Source organism: Serratia liquefaciens ATCC 27592 (genome assembly GCF_000422085.1).
GTDB classification, from domain to species: Bacteria; Pseudomonadota; Gammaproteobacteria; order Enterobacterales; family Enterobacteriaceae; genus Serratia; species Serratia liquefaciens.
Genome location: NC_021741.1, coordinates 4867060 through 4883202 on the forward strand (window position 1 = coordinate 4867060; position 16143 = coordinate 4883202).

General features: G+C 56.6%; 17 protein-coding genes. 3 read left to right on the forward strand and 14 right to left on the reverse strand.

Annotation, left to right across the window (positions count from 1 at the left end; genetic code table 11):
* Nucleotides 1–25 precede the first annotated feature (25 nt).
* Together nirC and cysG are read left to right on the forward strand one after the other, a co-directional pair.
* A complete protein-coding gene (nirC, locus tag M495_RS22740) occupies nucleotides 26–826 on the forward strand; it encodes a nitrite transporter NirC (protein WP_020837322.1) in 801 nt (266 codons plus the stop codon).
* A 49-nt stretch (nucleotides 827–875) separates the two neighbouring features.
* Nucleotides 876–2279 carry a siroheme synthase CysG gene (gene cysG, locus M495_RS22745; protein ID WP_020837323.1) on the forward strand — a complete coding sequence of 468 codons (1404 nt, stop codon included), beginning with the start codon at nucleotides 876–878 and terminating at the stop codon, nucleotides 2277–2279.
* A gap of 50 nt (nucleotides 2280–2329) precedes the next feature.
* Here cysG and trpS read toward each other — a convergent pair whose 3' ends face one another.
* The 13 genes from trpS to pilM form a co-directional block, all read right to left on the reverse strand.
* Nucleotides 2330–3334: a tryptophan--tRNA ligase gene (gene trpS, locus M495_RS22750; RefSeq protein WP_020837324.1), complete on the reverse strand. Its 1005-nt coding sequence runs from the start codon at nucleotides 3332–3334 to the stop codon at nucleotides 2330–2332.
* A gap of 2 nt (nucleotides 3335–3336) precedes the next feature.
* Nucleotides 3337–4035 carry a phosphoglycolate phosphatase gene (locus M495_RS22755; RefSeq protein WP_020837325.1) on the reverse strand — a complete coding sequence of 233 codons (699 nt, stop codon included), beginning with the start codon at nucleotides 4033–4035 and terminating at the stop codon, nucleotides 3337–3339.
* Nucleotides 4028–4705 carry a ribulose-phosphate 3-epimerase gene (rpe, locus tag M495_RS22760; RefSeq protein ID WP_020837326.1) on the reverse strand — a complete coding sequence of 226 codons (678 nt, stop codon included), beginning with the start codon at nucleotides 4703–4705 and terminating at the stop codon, nucleotides 4028–4030. Before rpe ends, M495_RS22755 begins: the two co-directional genes overlap by 8 nt.
* Before the next feature lie 56 nt (nucleotides 4706–4761).
* The gene (gene dam, locus M495_RS22765; RefSeq protein ID WP_020837327.1) at nucleotides 4762–5574 is read right to left on the reverse strand and encodes an adenine-specific DNA-methyltransferase; all 813 of its coding nucleotides are present in this window, start codon (nucleotides 5572–5574) and stop codon (nucleotides 4762–4764) included.
* 277 nt (nucleotides 5575–5851) lie between these two features.
* Nucleotides 5852–6874, reverse strand: coding sequence for an SPOR domain-containing protein (locus tag M495_RS22770; protein ID WP_020837328.1), 1023 nt, complete (start codon nucleotides 6872–6874; stop codon nucleotides 5852–5854).
* Between the two features lie 158 nt (nucleotides 6875–7032).
* Nucleotides 7033–8130 carry a 3-dehydroquinate synthase gene (gene aroB / locus M495_RS22775; protein ID WP_020837329.1) on the reverse strand — a complete coding sequence of 366 codons (1098 nt, stop codon included), beginning with the start codon at nucleotides 8128–8130 and terminating at the stop codon, nucleotides 7033–7035.
* A gap of 93 nt (nucleotides 8131–8223) precedes the next feature.
* The gene (aroK, locus tag M495_RS22780; protein ID WP_004391482.1) at nucleotides 8224–8745 is read right to left on the reverse strand and encodes a shikimate kinase AroK; all 522 of its coding nucleotides are present in this window, start codon (nucleotides 8743–8745) and stop codon (nucleotides 8224–8226) included.
* A gap of 113 nt (nucleotides 8746–8858) precedes the next feature.
* Nucleotides 8859–9089: a hypothetical protein gene (locus M495_RS22785; RefSeq protein WP_020837331.1), complete on the reverse strand. Its 231-nt coding sequence runs from the start codon at nucleotides 9087–9089 to the stop codon at nucleotides 8859–8861.
* Nucleotides 9090–9095: 6 nt separating this feature from the next.
* Nucleotides 9096–10337: a DNA uptake porin HofQ gene (hofQ, locus tag M495_RS22790; RefSeq protein ID WP_071846579.1), complete on the reverse strand. Its 1242-nt coding sequence runs from the start codon at nucleotides 10335–10337 to the stop codon at nucleotides 9096–9098.
* A gap of 9 nt (nucleotides 10338–10346) precedes the next feature.
* Complete coding sequence (locus M495_RS22795; protein WP_020837335.1) at nucleotides 10347–10697, reverse strand: HofP DNA utilization family protein; 351 nt, start codon at nucleotides 10695–10697, stop codon at nucleotides 10347–10349.
* Complete coding sequence (locus tag M495_RS22800; RefSeq protein ID WP_041415063.1) at nucleotides 10690–11208, reverse strand: hypothetical protein; 519 nt, start codon at nucleotides 11206–11208, stop codon at nucleotides 10690–10692. The genes M495_RS22795 and M495_RS22800 overlap by 8 nt, the downstream gene beginning before the upstream one ends.
* On the reverse strand, nucleotides 11201–11737 hold the full coding sequence (locus M495_RS22805) for a PilN domain-containing protein (RefSeq protein ID WP_020837339.1): 537 nt from the start codon (nucleotides 11735–11737) through the stop codon (nucleotides 11201–11203). Before M495_RS22805 ends, M495_RS22800 begins: the two co-directional genes overlap by 8 nt.
* A 3-nt stretch (nucleotides 11738–11740) precedes the next feature.
* On the reverse strand, nucleotides 11741–12583 hold the full coding sequence (pilM, locus tag M495_RS22810; RefSeq protein ID WP_020837340.1) for a type IV pilus biogenesis protein PilM: 843 nt from the start codon (nucleotides 12581–12583) through the stop codon (nucleotides 11741–11743).
* Nucleotides 12584–12705: 122 nt separating this feature from the next.
* Between pilM and mrcA the strand changes: the two genes are divergently transcribed.
* The gene (gene mrcA / locus M495_RS22815; protein WP_041415065.1) at nucleotides 12706–15264 is read left to right on the forward strand and encodes a peptidoglycan glycosyltransferase/peptidoglycan DD-transpeptidase MrcA; all 2559 of its coding nucleotides are present in this window, start codon (nucleotides 12706–12708) and stop codon (nucleotides 15262–15264) included.
* A 50-nt stretch (nucleotides 15265–15314) separates the two neighbouring features.
* Here the strand turns inward: mrcA and nudE are convergent, their stop codons facing one another.
* Nucleotides 15315–15869, reverse strand: coding sequence for an ADP compounds hydrolase NudE (nudE, locus tag M495_RS22820; protein WP_006319109.1), 555 nt, complete (start codon nucleotides 15867–15869; stop codon nucleotides 15315–15317).
* Nucleotides 15870–16143 lie beyond the last annotated feature (274 nt).

Below are 16143 nucleotides of genomic sequence, written 5' to 3' on the forward strand. Positions count from 1 at the left end.
CTACTTTAACCTCAGGGGAAGCAGCATGTTCACCGATACCATCAACAAATGCGCCGCCAATGCGGCGCGCATCGTCCGGCTGGCAAAACACAGCCCGCTGGGCTTTTGGATCAGCTCGGCAATGGCCGGGGCCTACGTCGGCCTCGGCATCATTTTGATCTTCACCCTCGGCAATCTGGTCGATCCCTCCCTGCGTCCGCTGGTGATGGGGGCCACCTTCGGCATCGCGCTGACGCTGGTGATCATCGCCGGTTCCGAACTGTTCACCGGCCACACCATGTTCCTGACGCTCGGCGTCAAGGCCGGCACCATCACGCAGGGCCAAATGTGGGCGGTCTTGCCGCAGACCTGGTTGGGCAACCTGTTGGGCTCGGTGCTGGTGGCGCTGATGTACTATTACGGCGGCGGCAGCCTGTTGCCGGTGGATACCAGTCTGGTACACACCGCGGCGTTGGCAAAAACCACCGCACCGGCGGAAGTGCTGTTCTTCAAGGGCGTGCTGTGTAACTGGCTGGTCTGCCTGGCGATTTGGATGGCGATCCGCGTGGAAGGTGCCGCCAAGTTCATCGCCATCTGGTGGTGTCTGCTGGCCTTTATCGCTTCCGGCTATGAACACTCGGTTGCCAATATGACGCTGTTCGCCCTGTCCTGGTTCGGCCATCACAGCGAAGCCTATACCCTGAGTGGCATCGGCCATAACCTGCTGTGGGTGACGCTGGGTAATGTCCTGTCCGGCTCGGTGCTGATGGGCCTGGGCTACTGGTACGCCACACCACGTGCCGAACGGCCACAGGCTGAAAAAGCCGTAACGCGTCAAGCCGCATAATATTCCGGGGCGCTTTGCGCCCCACTGCTGATTGCCCCGAGGATTGCCGATGGATTACCTGCCGATTTTCTGCCAACTGCAACACAAAGCCTGCCTGCTGGTCGGTGGCGGCGAGATAGCCGAACGCAAAGCCCGTCTGCTGCTGGATGCCGGCGCGGCGTTGACCGTCAACGCCTGCAGCTTCAGCCCGCAATTTCACGAATGGGCCGCGCTTGGCCGGGTCACGCTGGCAGAAGGCGAGTTCAGCGCGGCGTTGCTGGTGGAAAAGTGGCTGGTGATCGCCGCCACCGATCGGGTGGAAGTCAACGCGTTGGTGTATCAATGCGCCAACCAGCAACGGGTGTTCTGCAACGTCGTGGATGATCCCAAGCGCGCCAGCTTTATCATGCCATCGATTATCGATCGCTCGCCGATTATGGTCGCGGTGTCTTCCGGCGGTAAAGCGCCGGTGCTGGCGCGGCTGTTACGAGAAAAACTGGAGGCCATGCTGCCTCAGCACCTTGGCAAGCTGGCGCAACTGGGCGGCTCATTGCGTCAACGGGTGAAAAAGCACTTCTCTGACATCGGCGCACGCCGCCGTTTTTGGGAAAAACTGTTTGCCCACGACCGCCTGGCGCAGTCTTTGGCCAATGATGACCAACCGCTGGCGGATCGGCAGATCGAGGAGCTGTTTAGCCATCAACAGCAACAATGCGGTGAAGTGGTACTGGTGGGTGCCGGACCGGGTGACGCAGGCCTGTTGACCCTGAAAGGTCTGCAGCAGATCCAGCAGGCTGACGTGGTGGTTTATGACCGCCTGGTCTCCGATGAGGTCATGACGCTGGTGCGTCGCGATGCCGAGCGCATTTTCGTCGGCAAACGTGCCGGCAACCATTGCGTGCCACAAGATCAGATTAACCAAATCCTGCTCGAGCAGGCGCAACAAGGTAAGCGCGTAGTACGGCTGAAAGGCGGTGACCCATTCATCTTTGGCCGCGGCGGTGAAGAGCTGGAAACGTTGGCCGACGCCAATATTCCGTTCTCGGTGGTGCCGGGCATTACCGCTGCTTCCGGTTGCTCAGCCTACAGCGGTATTCCCCTCACCCATCGCGACCATGCGCAAAGCGTACGTCTGGTGACGGGGCACGCCAAGCGCGATGGCGGGTTAAACTGGTCAACGCTGGCCGCCGGGCAGCAAACGTTGGTGTTTTACATGGGCCTGACGCAGGCGGCAGAGATCCAACGCCAACTGATCGCGCACGGTATGCCGGCCTCCACCCCGGTGGCGCTGGTAGAAAACGGCACCTCTTGTCGTCAAAGGGTGATCGAAGGGGAACTGAAGCAGCTGGGAACCCTGGCCTTGCGAGCTGCCAGCCCAAGTTTAATCATCGTCGGCAGCGTGGTGAGCCTGCGCAGCAAGCTGAACTGGTTCTCCAGCCAGGAATCACCACAGCCACTGGCGCAAATGGCTTAATCCAGACGTAAAAAAAGCGGCCAATGGCCGCTTTTCTTTTATGGCGAGGATCACTGTGGTGACACGAAGCCAACCGCCTGGTAAACCTTGGCCAACGTTTCCTGTGCGCGCGCACGAGCCTTGGCCGCACCGTCACGCATCACCTGCTGCAGCAAGGCCTCGTCATTGCGGAAACGGTGGTAACGCTCCTGCAGCTCACCCAGCATGCCTGATACCGCTTCGGCTACCGCACCTTTCAGGTGGCCGTACATCTGGCCTTCAAACTCGGCTTCCAACTGAGCGATGCTCTTGCCGGTCACACCGGCGAGAATATCCAGCAGGTTTGATACCCCTGCCTTGTTCGCCACGTCGTAACGCACTACCGGCGGCTCTTCGGAGTCAGTCATAGCACGTTTGATTTTCTTGCTCACCGCTTTCGGATCTTCCAGCAGGCCAATCACGTTGTTGCGGTTATCGTCCGACTTGGACATTTTCTTGGTCGGCTCTTGCAGCGACATCACGCGAGCGCCGGACTTGGGAATAAACGGCTCAGGGACTTTGAACACGTCACCGTACAGCGCATTGAAACGCTGACCAATGTCACGGCTCAGTTCCAGATGTTGCTTCTGGTCTTCACCGACCGGAACCTGGTTGGTCTGGTACAGCAGGATATCTGCCGCCATCAGCACCGGGTAGCTGAACAGGCCGGCGTTGATGTTTTCCGCATAGCGTGCGGATTTGTCTTTGAACTGGGTCATGCGGCTCAGTTCGCCGAAATAGGTATAGCAGTTCAACACCCAGCTCAGTTGCGTATGCTCCGGCACGTGAGACTGTACGAAGATGGTGCTCTTTTGCGGATCGATGCCGCAGGCCAGATACAGCGCCAGCGTGTCCAGCGTAGCTTTGCGCAGTTTTTCTGCGTCCTGACGTACGGTGATCGCATGCAAATCAACGATGCAGTAGATGCAGTCATAATCGTCCTGCATTTTCTCCCACTGACGCAGGGCACCCATGTAGTTGCCAATGGTCAGTTCACCGGACGGCTGTGCGCCGCTAAATACGATGGGCTTACTCATGTTTAAATTTCCTGATTCTCTAAAGATGACAGCCCAAGAGCGGGCAACAAATCGGCAAAGCGCTCCAACACGCGGTCGGGATGGCTCAGGGCAATCGCCTCGCCGTAGTTATAACCGTAGGTCAGCGCGGCGCTAGGGCAGCCAGCCGCCTGCGCCGCCTGAATATCGTTGCGGGAATCGCCCACAAACAGCAACTCGTTGGTGCGCAGGCCCAACTTGCCGAGGACCAGATACAGCGGTGCCGGGTGCGGTTTCTTTTCCACCACGTCATCGCCGCCGATAATCAGCGAAAAGTCATCGAGAATGCCCAATGCGGCCAACAGTGGTGCGACAAACGGCGTCGGCTTGTTGGTCACCAGCGCCATGGGATACCCTTGCGCAGCTAATTGGGCCAGCGTTTCCTTCACCTGCGGAAACAGACGGCTGCCGCTGTCCACGGTTTGCGCATAGAAGTGATCAAAACGTTCGCGCAGTTGTTGGCAGTGTTCTGGGGTGGCTTCCACCTCAGCCCAGCGCAGCGCGCGTTGTACCAGCACGTCTGCGCCATTGCCAATCCAGGTGCTGACCCGGCCTTCGCCGGCCTGCGGCAGACCCATTTCCGCCAGCGCCATATCAATAGCGGCCGCCAATCCCGGCGCGCTGTCTACCAGCGTGCCATCGAGATCAAAGGCCAGAGCGCGGATGGCACTAAAATCAGCCATGCGTCACCTTCGCCAGTTCGCTACGCATATCATCAATCACCCGGCGATAGTCCGGCTTGCCGAAGATGGCTGAACCGGCGACAAACATGTCTGCACCGGCTGCGGCGATTTCGGCGATGTTGTCGACTTTCACGCCGCCATCCACTTCCAAACGGATATCGCGACCGCTTTCGTCGATCAGCTTGCGCACCTGGCGCAGCTTATCCAAAGTACCGTGGATAAACGACTGGCCGCCAAAGCCAGGGTTGACCGACATCAGCAGGATCACGTCGATTTTGTCCATCACGTAATCGAGATAGCTCAGCGGCGTCGCCGGGTTGAATACCAAACCGGCTTTACAGCCGTGCTCTTTAATCAATTGAATGGTGCGATCGACGTGTTCGGAGGCTTCCGGATGGAAAGAGATGTAACTGGCACCCGCTGCGGCGAAGTCCGGCACTATGCGGTCTACCGGCTTCACCATCAGATGCACATCAATCGGTGCGGTGATGCCGTAGTTACGCAGCGCCTGACAAACCATCGGCCCGATGGTCAGATTGGGAACGTAGTGGTTATCCATCACGTCGAAGTGCACTACGTCGGCACCTGCGGCCAGCACGTTGGCTGTGTCTTCACCCAGGCGAGCAAAATCTGCCGACAAAATGGACGGGGCAATCAAAAATTTTTTCATCCGCTATCTCCAAACGTAGGGTTCGAATTTGTTATACGCCGGGGCGTAACCCCGGTTTAACGATAAAGCGCCAAAAGTTCATTCACTTTGCTGCGGCCGAGAATATTGCGGCTGATGGTGCGACGCGCTTTCACAACAAACAGCGAGGCGTGCTGATACCAGTCACGCGTCAGTTCGGTATCGTGGTTGGAAATCAATACCGGCACCTGGCTTTCTACTGAAAGCTGATGTGCCATCAACGCCAGGCTTTGTTGATCGGCCATGCTGAAGCTGTTGGTGTGGTAGGCGGTAAAATTCGCCGTAGCCGATAATGGCGCATACGGCGGATCGCAATACACCACGGTACCACGCTCGGCTTTTGCCATGGTATCCCGGTAATGCTCGCAGACAAAAGTGGCGTTGCGGGATTTTTCGGCGAACCAGTACAGCTCTTCCTCGGGGAAGTACGGTTTCTTGTAACGTCCAAAGGGAACGTTGAACTCGCCACGCAGGTTATATCGGCACAGGCCGTTATAACAGTGGCGGTTCAGATAAAGAAACAGCAGCGCGCGGCGATAAGGATCGGCACTAGTATTAAACTCTTCGCGCAGCAGGTAAAACTGATCCGACTTATTGAATTCATCGGTGAAAAGAAGGCGGGCATCACGCACGAAGTCATCCGTACGCAGCTTAACGATGTTATACAGGTTAATAAGATCGCTGTTGATGTCGGCGAGAATATAGGCATCGTATTCCGTGTTCAGAAAGACTGAACCCGCACCCACGAAGGGCTCGATTAAGCAGTCGCCTGCTGGCAGATGACGACGAATCTCGTCCACCAGCGGGTATTTTCCACCAGCCCATTTTAAAAAAGCGCGGTTTTTCTTCATGCCGTCAATTAGCTACTTATTATACAATTCAGAGCGGCGGATTGTACTCTGTTTCAGACAGCACATCAGCGCACAAATTTAAGTGATTGATACCCTTCATACTTCAAGCCGCAGCATCGCTGGCCACGCACGGTTGTTCAGCCTGTTTCCAGGCCACTTCAGTCATCTGTCGCGGGCTAAATTGCGTGCCCCGATTAACATGGGCGCAGCATGCTGCGCCCCTAAATGTCTGAAATCCCTGCCTTCGCCAACTGAATGCAGCTTGAAATCTACCGGGTTACTTTTTCAGATCTTGCTGTACCTGGCGTACAGGTCGAACCCATGGTTTTTTCGCCTGAACATCCGCTGGCAGCGTCGCGATTGCGCGCTTCGCTTCTGCCGAAGAGGCATAGTTGCCACTCACCAGCACATACCAAGGTTTACCGTCACGCTGGGTTGCGTACACCAGATAATGCTGCAGTTTCTGCTGCTTGGCGTAGGCATTGAGCGTATCGGAACGCGAGGCACTGCTCAGTTGCAGAGTGTAATGGCCTGCCGGTGCAGATTGCAGCGAACCCGCGTTGCCGCTTACGGCTCCCGCCTTGGCACTTGCCGCTCCCGCTTTGGCGGAAGAGGTAGGCGCCGGTGTATACACCGTGGTTGGCGCTTTGTGCTGCGAGGTCGTAGCCGTCGGCTTGCTGACGGTTTTTGCCGGCGTTTTGTGTTGCTGTGGCGCCGTTCCCTGAACCGGGCGTACGGTTTCTTTCGCCGTTGCGCCGTTCATCAGAGTCGCAGGAGCCGTCGGCAGGGTCGAAGCCGGCCCTGTCATGCCCTGCGCCGCGGTATCAACCTGCCCTTGCTGGGCCGACAGCGCGTCCGACATATTGCCCGGTAAATCGACCCGTTGCTGCGCGCCGCCTTGCTGTGGCTGCGGTTGCGCTTCCGTCGGGGTGCTGGCGATCGGTGGAACGCTGACGGTTTGCGGCTGCGAACTGCTGCTCACACCGTTATTGTCATTGGTGTCGGTAGTACCACCCGGAACGCCGGAATTACCGGCCGTCAGCGACGAAGAACCGGACAGGTTAATGTCTTTGGCCGCGCCATTTTGCGCGCCTTCCTGGGCCGCTTCATGCTTGGTTGGCGCTTTCAGCGCCGAGCCAATGCCGACAATCAGCAATAACAGCACCAAAATACCGATACCAATCATTAAATGCTGACGCGAAACGGCAAAACGCGGTCCCGGAGCCGGTTTGCGCGAACGTGCAGGACGACGATCGCTGCTATCAGGTCTGAGATCGTCTTCCGGTTTAAACTCATCCATCTGAAACCCTCCAACTAGAGGCAAAAGCCCACCACTGTAGATCTACCGTGGCACGGGCAGATTAACCCGATGATGTCAAAGCGACGCCATGCCTGCTTTGCACATAATTAATATAGATGTAAACGGCGGCTAAGCCACTGTTACTTCGTCCGATTTACTTAGGCATTCCCTGCAGGAAGGCAAGCTGCGATGGAAGCAAGCACCATTTCATGCCCAACTCCGCCGCGGACTTCCGCCTGGCCAATGGCCGTCGGCAGTACCAGACGTAGTTCACCGGCCAGTACTTTCTTATCGCGCATCATATGTGGCAAATAAGATTCCGGTGCCATTTCCTGCGGACCACACACCGGCAAGCCAGCGCGTAATAACAGTGCTTTGATACGTTCAATATCTTCGGCGGAGAACTGACCGAGACGGTGCGCGGTTTCTGCCGCCATCACCATGCCGGCAGCGACGGCCTCACCGTGCAACCATACACCATAGCCCATTTCGGCTTCGATAGCATGGCCGTAAGTATGGCCCAAATTCAGCAGCGCACGCAGACCGCTTTCGCGTTCGTCAGCGGCAACGACCTCAGCCTTAAGTTCACAGCAACGGCGGATGCAATAGGCCAAAGCCTGCATGTCCAACGCCACCAGAGCATCAATATTGTTTTCCAGCCAGACAAAGAAATCGCGATCGAGAATAATCCCGTACTTGATCACTTCAGCCAAACCAGAGGAGAGCTCACGCGCCGGCAAGGTTTTCAGGCAATCCAGATCAACCACGACTGAAGCGGGTTGATAGAAGGCACCGATCATGTTTTTACCGAGCGGATGATTGACGGCGGTTTTACCGCCAACGGAAGAGTCCACCTGCGACAGCAGAGTGGTAGGGACCTGAATAAAGCGGACTCCGCGCTGATAACACGCGGCGGCAAAACCGGTTAGATCGCCTACCACGCCGCCGCCAAGGGCAATCAGCGTGGTATCGCGACCGTGCGGTTTTTCCAACAGCGCCGAGAACACCTGCTCGAGCACGGCAAGAGATTTGTACTGTTCGCCATCAGGTAAAATCACCTGATCCACCATGACGCCAGCCTGTTCCAGCACCTTCCGGACGTGGTCCAGATAGAGTGGCGCCAGGGTTTGGTTGGTGACCAGCATAACCTGCTCACCCGCCTTCAGCGGCATAAAAGAAGCCGGATCGTTGAACAATCCGGCGGCTATGGTAATCGGGTAGCTGCGCTCCCCAAGCGTTACGGTAATTCTCTCCATGTCGCGCTCAGTTCTCAGTGTGGTTTATCCCCGCTACTGCGGGGAACACAATCAGTCTTTCCGCATTTGCCGTGGCGAACACGGAAACCGCAATCAGTTGCTTTCCAGCATGTTGATAATCTGGTTGGCAACCACTTTGGCGCTTTGATCGTCGGTGCGGATGGTGACATCTGCAATTTCTTCGTATAACGGATTGCGCTCTTTCGCCAGCGCTTCAAGCACTTCACGCGGAGGAGAATCAACCTGCAGCAGCGGACGCTTTTTGTCGCGCTGGGTTCGGGCCAATTGCTTCTCGATAGTGGTTTCCAGGTACACCACTACGCCACGCGCCGACAGACGGTTACGCGTTTCACGCGATTTAACCGAACCGCCGCCGGTAGCCAGCACGATGCCTTGCTTTTCCGTCAGTTCATTAATGACTTTTTCTTCACGATCGCGGAAACCTTCTTCACCTTCCACGTCGAATACCCAGCCCACGTCAGCTCCGGTACGTCGCTCAATTTCTTGATCGGAGTCGAAAAACTCCATATTGAGTTGCTGAGCTAACTGACGGCCAATAGTGCTTTTGCCGGCACCCATAGGCCCAACCAGAAAGATATTGCGTTTCTCTGCCATGTTTTTCGGTATTACTAAGACAATTCGTTAATGTTAACCCGCCCCGCCAATCAAATCAGCGGCGGGACCTAAACTGAAACCTCATGAACGATAGTGCGAGATCAGACGGAAAATTATCTCAACACTCTTGGTAGTTTGGCAACCGAATAAATCGCAATCCACGCCGCAGGAGGGAAACCATACGTTTTTAACGGCGTCTTGGCGCTAACAAAAAAACCTCGGTGCTCAATTCGGTAACCCTTGTAAGCTAAATCGGTCGCAGCGTCAAACGCAGATGCCCCCAAGGCGATAAAAAAGTGCATCTGCTCATCAACTTTAGGTGATTTTCCACGAACCTGACACATTGCCGCTCAGGCCTTAATCAATGTCGGAGTAATGAATATCACCAGCTCACGCCGTTTATGCTGCTTGCTGCTCCGTTTGAACAAAGATCCCAGCAGTGGCACATCGCCAATACCGGGCACCTTATCTGCCCCCTGGGCGCTATGGCGCTGAAATACGCCGCCCAAAACAATGGTTTCGCCATCTTTCACCGTCACCTGGGTTTTGATCTCCTGCTTATCTATCGCCAGCGTCTCGCCTGTCGCGCGGCTGATGGAGCGCCCCGGCATGTTCTGACTGATTTGCAACGTCAGGGTAATACGGCCATTCGGCAAAATTTTTGGCGTCACCTCCATGCCCAGCACCGCCTCTTTAAATTCTATCGATGTCGCCCCGCTGGCACCGCTGTTCACCTCATAGGGAATTTCCGTCCCTTGCTTGATGCTAGCAGTCTGCAGATTAGCGGTCAGCAGGCGCGGGCTGGCGATAATTTCCACCCGGTTCTCCTGTTCCAGCGCCATCAGTTCCAGATCGAGCAAACGGCCACCGATTCGTGCCAGATGAAAACCGGCGCTGACGGCGCTACGCTCCAACGGCAACGCCACGTTGAAGCCATCCAATTGCCACGACTTTGCTGGCCGCTCGTCCGGCGCCAGCCCCCAACGCACACCAAGCTCCCGCAAGCTTTCGCTGTTAATAGTGACGATATGCGCCGCTAACTGCACCTGCGCCAATGGCACATCCATCTCCGCGATCCGCTGCGTCAATAACGCCACTATCGGTGCGGTATCGCGGAGCAGCACGGCATTGGTGCGTTTGTCCGCCACCAGGCTGCCCCGCTCACTCAACAAGGTACCGTCCTGAGCATTCAGATTTTCAGCAATCTCCGTCGCGTCGGCATGATTCAGCGGCAGGGTCACGCTGTGTAATGGCTGTTTTTGCGCTAAAGCCAGCTGTTGTCGTTGCTTTTCCTGTTCGCTTGGTTCGGGAAACACCATCATCACGTTGCCCTCCAGCGTCATAGTCAGTTTCCCCATGCGTAAAATCACGGCCAGGGCCTGCCGCCAGGGTACCTTATCCAACCGCAGCGTCAGGTTTCCCCCCACGCCTGCGGCGGTGACGACATTAAGCTGCTGATGATCCGCCAGCGCCTGCAATACCACAGCCACAGGCGCATCCTGAAACTCCAGAGAAATGGGGTCAGGCTCCTGTGCTATGCTTGCGAACGCACTCCCCCACAGCAAAACTGCAAGCCAACGACATCCTTTCATTTTTCTTCCTTATGCTTTATGCTTTCCCAACGCCAACACCACCCTATCCTCGGCAACCGAACAGGCCGGATTACTCTGAACCGCGCTTAACGTCACTTGCCGCTCCAGTATCTGCTCAACCTGCCAACGCCCAGCCAGTAGCGTTTGGCTGGGTTTGACTCGCAACCACTTTCCGCCCGGCGTAACTATCCAGGCAAAACGCAGCTTCTCGTGTCCGAGGGTGCCTTTTAATCGCCAATTCACCGGCGACTCTGCCGCGGCAGGACAGTCGGGGGAAGGCAGCGGTCGAAAAGGATCCCGTGGCTGCGCCAGCAGCGCCATCGGTAGCAACAACAGCCAGAACCCAAGGTTTTTATTCATAGGGGGCAACCCGCACAGCCTCAGCCACATCCTGGAAAGTGAAATGCACCGACACCCCCTCCGTCTGCGTTTCAACAGTCATCTGTTCGATGCGTAGCTTGGTGGGCAATTTTTCCAGCAGCCTTAATAAGCTGCCGTACTCAAGATGCAGCCGTAGGGCTTGCCGCGAGGCTTTTTCCTGCTGCTGCCAGCGTTGCAGCCCGGCCCCCACTTGCTGCAATACGTCCAGCAACGCTTCATTAGCCACCGGTGAGGGCTTAATCTGTTGCAGTTGTTGATTGAGAGCCTCCATTGTCGGCATCCGGGCCAATTGTGCCCACAGCGGAGACATTTGTTGCGTTAGGCGTTGCCGCTCCACCTGGGTCTGCCCCAGTTGCTGCCATTTGCCCTGTAGCAGCAGAAGGCCGAACAGCAGGATTGGGCCGCTCAACGCCAGCCACTGCATCAGCAACAGCTTCCACCCCGGCAGGTTCAAGCATCTCGTTAGCCAGCGCGGTAGAGGCTTATTCATCCCGCCCCCACTGTGCCGTCAGGGTAAATGAAAACAAACCATCCTGACGCTGCACCACCTCAGTCAGGCGGCCGTGCTGCAACAACGGCAACGCAACTAGCCGTTGTTCAAACTGAGTCACCGCCTCATAACGGCGGCTCAGGCCCCGCAGACGGATATTTTGTGCATTAGTATCCAATGCGATAAGCCACAACGCTGCGGGCAACAGGGGCGACAGCTGTTGCAGCAATTGAAGGTAACGTCGGTTGTGCACCCCATTCATGCCCTGTTGCTCCACCTGCGCGGTTAAGCTTGCCAGGCGAGCCATTGCCCGTTGCCGTTGCTGAAAACGTTCCGTCAATTCCGTCTGCTGCCGGACCAGCGTCAAAAGTGCCAGATGCTGTTGATCCTGCTGACGGTTTAACAATCCCAAAACCCCCGTCAGCACCGCCGCAGCCAGCGCCAGTTGCAACACCAACAGGCGCAACCAGAAAGTGGCGCGCCGACGCTGAGCTCGAGTGCGCCAGGGCAAAAGATTAACCTGATACATCAGCTAGTTGTCCTCTGTGCGCAGCGCCAAACCCCCGGCTAATACAAATGCCGCCGGTATAAGGGGCTGCGGTGGACGCAGTTGACTAAAAGCGCTAAATGGAGACCAGGACAAACATCCTGGCGGAGGCAGCTCATCCAGCACGCTGCTATAGTAAATTTGCTGCGTAGCAAGTGGCTGGCAGGCGGCATGCATTGCCGCCAGCGCCTGACCCGCCTCTGTGGCCTCCACTATTGGGACAACCCCATAGGCAAAGGACGTAGAAGGTGATGCAACCCATAACCACTCCAGCTCGAGGCGATGCAGCAAACCGGTTTCGGTCGACACGCCTGCCGCTGTCGCCATCGTGCGAAGCGCGCAAGGGGTAATATCGACCACCTGCGGCTGCAAATTGGCCTGGTGCAAGCAATGCAGCCACTGCTCCACCTCTTGCTGCCGCGCAGCGGTAAGCAGCAAAGTGGCGGCGTCTGCCGGTGATGGACGGTAATCCAGAGCCAGCGACTGGCTATCCAGCGGGAACTGTTTTAATCCCTGGTTGGTGATGTATTCACCGCGAGCCGGCTCTTTCAGCCTGGCGTCCGGCAGCGGCATCTGCTGCTGTAAAACCCGTTGAGCGGGCAAAGCAATGCGTAAGGAAATATGTCTTGGTAACTGAATTCGCCATTGTCGCAGCGCCTGAATCAGCAGCTCGGGGTGTTCGAGGCAGCCTTCTCGCAACACCGGTTGCGGCAGACTGTGTTGCCACCAGTGACGCAGTTGCCAACCGTTGCGGCGCCGCTGTACCGCCAGGGCGCGAATGCAGTCACTTTGTATATCCAGCCCCACCTGCCATGCTTGAGTGAACATATTTCGCCCGACCTCCATATCGTCAGATGATAAAAGAACATATCCATGTTGCAGGCTTGCCTTTATACTACCGCGCGGTTGTTTATAAACTGCCCAAATGACATGAAAATGGGAAATCTCAGGTGAAGTTCGTAAAGTATTTACTAATCCTTGCAGTGTGTTGCATCGTATTGGGGGCAGCCTCGATCTTTGGCTTGTACAAATATGTCGAGCCACAGTTGCCTGACGTTGCGACGCTGAAAGATGTGCGGCTGCAAATACCGATGCAGGTTTACAGCGCCGACGGCGAACTGATCGCCCAATACGGTGAGAAACGCCGTATTCCGCTGAAGTTGAACCAAATTCCACCGGTTATGGTGCATGCGTTTATCGCTACCGAAGACAGCCGCTTCTATGAGCATCACGGCGTCGACCCGGTCGGTATCTTCCGTGCCGCCTCTATTGCGCTGGTCTCCGGCCATGCGTCCCAGGGGGCGAGTACCATTACCCAGCAGTTGGCGAGAAACTTCTTCTTAAGCCCGGAACGCACCCTGATGCGAAAAATCAAGGAAGCTTTCCTGGCGATTCGCATCGAACAGATGCTGAGCAAAGACGAAATTCTCGAGCTGTACCTGAACAAAATCTATCTGGGGTATCGCGCCTATGGCGTGGGTGCCGCGGCTCAGGTTTACTTCGGTAAAGACGTTAGCCAGCTCACCTTAAGCGAAATGGCGACCATCGCCGGCTTGCCGAAAGCACCGTCTACCTTCAACCCGCTTTACTCCCACGATCGCGCCGTCGCGCGCCGCAACGTGGTGCTGTCGCGCATGATGGATGAGCATTACATCACTCAGGCGCAGTACGATCAGGCCCGTAGCGAAGAACTGGTGGCCAACTACCATGCACCGGAAATCAGCTTCTCCGCCCCGTATCTCTCCGAGATGGTGCGTCAGGAAATGATCAAGCGTTATGGCGACAACGCCTATACCGACGGTTACAAGGTCTACACCACCATCACCAAAAAGCTGCAGCTGGCGGCGCAGGAGTCGGTACGTAACAACGTGCTGGCCTACGATATGCGCCACGGTTACCGCGGCCCGTCCAACGTGCTGTGGAAAGTCGGTGAAGCGGCGTGGGATCAAAAACAGATCGTCGATTCGCTGAAGAATCTGCCGAACTACGGCCCGCTGTCTCCGGCGGTGATTGTCTCGGCCAACGCCGAAGAAGCGACGGCGATGATGGCTGACGGCAGCCACATTGCGCTACCGATGGCGACCATGCGTTGGGCGCGTCCTTACAAATCAGATACTCAGCAGGGCCCAACGCCGAAACGCGTCACCGACGTAGTGCAGGCCGGTCAGCAAGTCTGGGTACGTAAGGTGGGCGAAAATTGGTGGCTGTCACAGGTGCCGGACGTCAACTCGGCCCTGGTGTCGATCAACCCGAATGACGGGGCCGTGAAGGCGCTGGTCGGCGGGTTCGACTTCAACCAGAGCAAGTTCAACCGCGTTACCCAGGCGCTGCGTCAGGTCGGTTCCAATATCAAACCTTTCCTGTACACCGCCGCGATGGACAAGGGCCTGACCCTGGCAACCATCCTGAATGACCTGCCGATCACCCGTTGGGATCCGGGCGCCGGTACCGACTGGCGACCGAAAAACTCACCGCCAACCTACGATGGGCCAATTCGTCTGCGTCAGGGTCTGGGACAGTCGAAGAACGTAGTGATGGTGCGTGCGATGCGTGCGATGGGCGTCGACTATGCGGCAGAATATCTGCAGCGTTTCGGCTTCCCGGCACAGAACATCGTGCACACCGAATCGCTGGCGTTAGGCTCCGCGTCGTTCACCCCTATGCAACTGGTGCGCGGCTATGCGGTTCTGGCCAACGGCGGTTACCTGGTGGATCCGTACTTTATCACCAAGATTGAAGACGATAGCGGCAACACGGTGTTCGAAACCAAGCCGAAGATTGTCTGCAGCAGCTGTAACCTGCCGGTGATCTACGGTGATACCCACCGTTCCGCCGTACTTTCTGAAGACAATATTGAAAATGTCGCTACGTCGCAGGAAGGCAAGAATGGCAGCGTGCCGATGCCGCAACTGGAGCAGGTGACTCCGGCTCAGGTGCTCCAGGATGGCGATCAGCAGTATGCGCCACACGTGATCAGCACCCCGCTGGCGTTCCTGATGCATGACGCGCTGAACAGTAACATTTTCGGCGAACCGGGCTGGATGGGCACCGCATGGCGTGCGGGCCGTGACCTGAAGCGTCGTGATATCGGCGGCAAAACCGGTACCACCAACAGCTCGAAAGATGCCTGGTTCTCCGGCTATGGCCCGGATACCGTGACCTCGGTATGGATTGGCTTTGATGACCATCGCCGTGATCTTGGCCGCGCTACGGCTTCAGGCGCGATACCGGATCAGGTTTCCGGCGGCGAAGGCGGTGCGAAGAGTGCACAGCCGGCATGGGACGACTTTATGAAAACCGCGCTGGAAGGCATTCCGGAGCAGAAGGTCACTCCACCACCCGGCATCATCAGCGTCACCATCGACAAGAGCAGCGGCAAGCTTTCTGGCGGCGGCGGCGGCAGTCGCTCCGAGTACTTCATCGAAGGGACTCAGCCAACGGACTACCCATCGCGAGATACCGGCACGACGTTGACGGATCCCGGCGGCGAGAGCCACGAGCTGTTCTAACAAAAAAGGGCCAGAGAAATCTGGCCCTTTTTTTATCTAGCAATCAACGATTAACGTGAACCGCGTAAAAATGCCTCGGTCAGGAACAGCGCACTGACGTTGCGCGCCTCACGGAAATCCGGTTCGGCCAGCAACGCCATCATATCGGCAATCGGCCAGCGAACCTGCGGCAAGGGCTCCGGCTCATCCCCTTCCAGACTCTGCGGGTAGAGATCGTGCGCCAGCACGATATTCATTTTGCTGGAAAAGTACGAAGGGGCCATCGTCAGCTTGCTGAGGAAATCAAAACGTTTGGCGCCAAACCCCACCTCTTCCATCAGTTCACGGTTGGCCGCCTCCAGCACACCCTCACCGGGATCGATCAACCCCTTGGGGAACCCCAGCTCATAAGATTCGGTACCCACCGCATATTCACGGATCAGCAGCAAGTCATCGCCAATCACCGGCACAATCATCACGGCCTCACGGTCCGAGGGCCGCATCCGCTCATACACCCGCCGTACACCGTTACTGAACTCCAGATCGACGGACTCAACGTTAAATAAACGCGAACGTGCGACCGTTTCAACTTTCAGAATTTTAGGTTTTTGCAGGTGTTTATCCATGATTGCCTCAAATGAGTTATCCGGCGGCAGGCCACAACATCAGGCGTGATGACGCAGATAACCAGAATAATGATTGGCGTGACGCGCAGTTCACTTGCGCTCAAACGCTGACCAAAACCGATCTTGATCACATTGTGCGTTAATGAGAACCTTTGCCGCAACGAGCACAAGCAGTAATTTACTTTTTTTTAACAACTGTAGCCAGCACCTGCCGATTTTCTGTCTTTCTCGGGTAAAAAAGAGTGCATTAAAATAAGATAATGCCGATACCGAT

What these genes read in the sequence shown, in the direction of transcription:
- nirC (WP_020837322.1), top strand. Translation starts at nt 26, where the DNA reads ATGTTCACCGATACCATCAACAAATGCGCCGCCAATGCGGCGCGCATC.
- cysG (WP_020837323.1), top strand. Translation starts at nt 876, where the DNA reads ATGGATTACCTGCCGATTTTCTGCCAACTGCAACACAAAGCCTGCCTG.
- trpS (WP_020837324.1), bottom strand. Translation starts at nt 3,334, where the DNA reads ATGAGTAAGCCCATCGTATTTAGCGGCGCACAGCCGTCCGGTGAACTG.
- M495_RS22755 (WP_020837325.1), bottom strand. Translation starts at nt 4,035, where the DNA reads ATGGCTGATTTTAGTGCCATCCGCGCTCTGGCCTTTGATCTCGATGGC.
- rpe (WP_020837326.1), bottom strand. Translation starts at nt 4,705, where the DNA reads ATGAAAAAATTTTTGATTGCCCCGTCCATTTTGTCGGCAGATTTTGCT.
- dam (WP_020837327.1), bottom strand. Translation starts at nt 5,574, where the DNA reads ATGAAGAAAAACCGCGCTTTTTTAAAATGGGCTGGTGGAAAATACCCG.
- M495_RS22770 (WP_020837328.1), bottom strand. Translation starts at nt 6,874, where the DNA reads ATGGATGAGTTTAAACCGGAAGACGATCTCAGACCTGATAGCAGCGAT.
- aroB (WP_020837329.1), bottom strand. Translation starts at nt 8,130, where the DNA reads ATGGAGAGAATTACCGTAACGCTTGGGGAGCGCAGCTACCCGATTACC.
- aroK (WP_004391482.1), bottom strand. Translation starts at nt 8,745, where the DNA reads ATGGCAGAGAAACGCAATATCTTTCTGGTTGGGCCTATGGGTGCCGGC.
- M495_RS22785 (WP_020837331.1), bottom strand. Translation starts at nt 9,089, where the DNA reads ATGTGTCAGGTTCGTGGAAAATCACCTAAAGTTGATGAGCAGATGCAC.
- hofQ (WP_071846579.1), bottom strand. Translation starts at nt 10,337, where the DNA reads ATGAAAGGATGTCGTTGGCTTGCAGTTTTGCTGTGGGGGAGTGCGTTC.
- M495_RS22795 (WP_020837335.1), bottom strand. Translation starts at nt 10,697, where the DNA reads ATGAATAAAAACCTTGGGTTCTGGCTGTTGTTGCTACCGATGGCGCTG.
- M495_RS22800 (WP_041415063.1), bottom strand. Translation starts at nt 11,208, where the DNA reads ATGAATAAGCCTCTACCGCGCTGGCTAACGAGATGCTTGAACCTGCCG.
- M495_RS22805 (WP_020837339.1), bottom strand. Translation starts at nt 11,737, where the DNA reads ATGTATCAGGTTAATCTTTTGCCCTGGCGCACTCGAGCTCAGCGTCGG.
- pilM (WP_020837340.1), bottom strand. Translation starts at nt 12,583, where the DNA reads ATGTTCACTCAAGCATGGCAGGTGGGGCTGGATATACAAAGTGACTGC.
- nudE (WP_006319109.1), bottom strand. Translation starts at nt 15,869, where the DNA reads ATGGATAAACACCTGCAAAAACCTAAAATTCTGAAAGTTGAAACGGTC.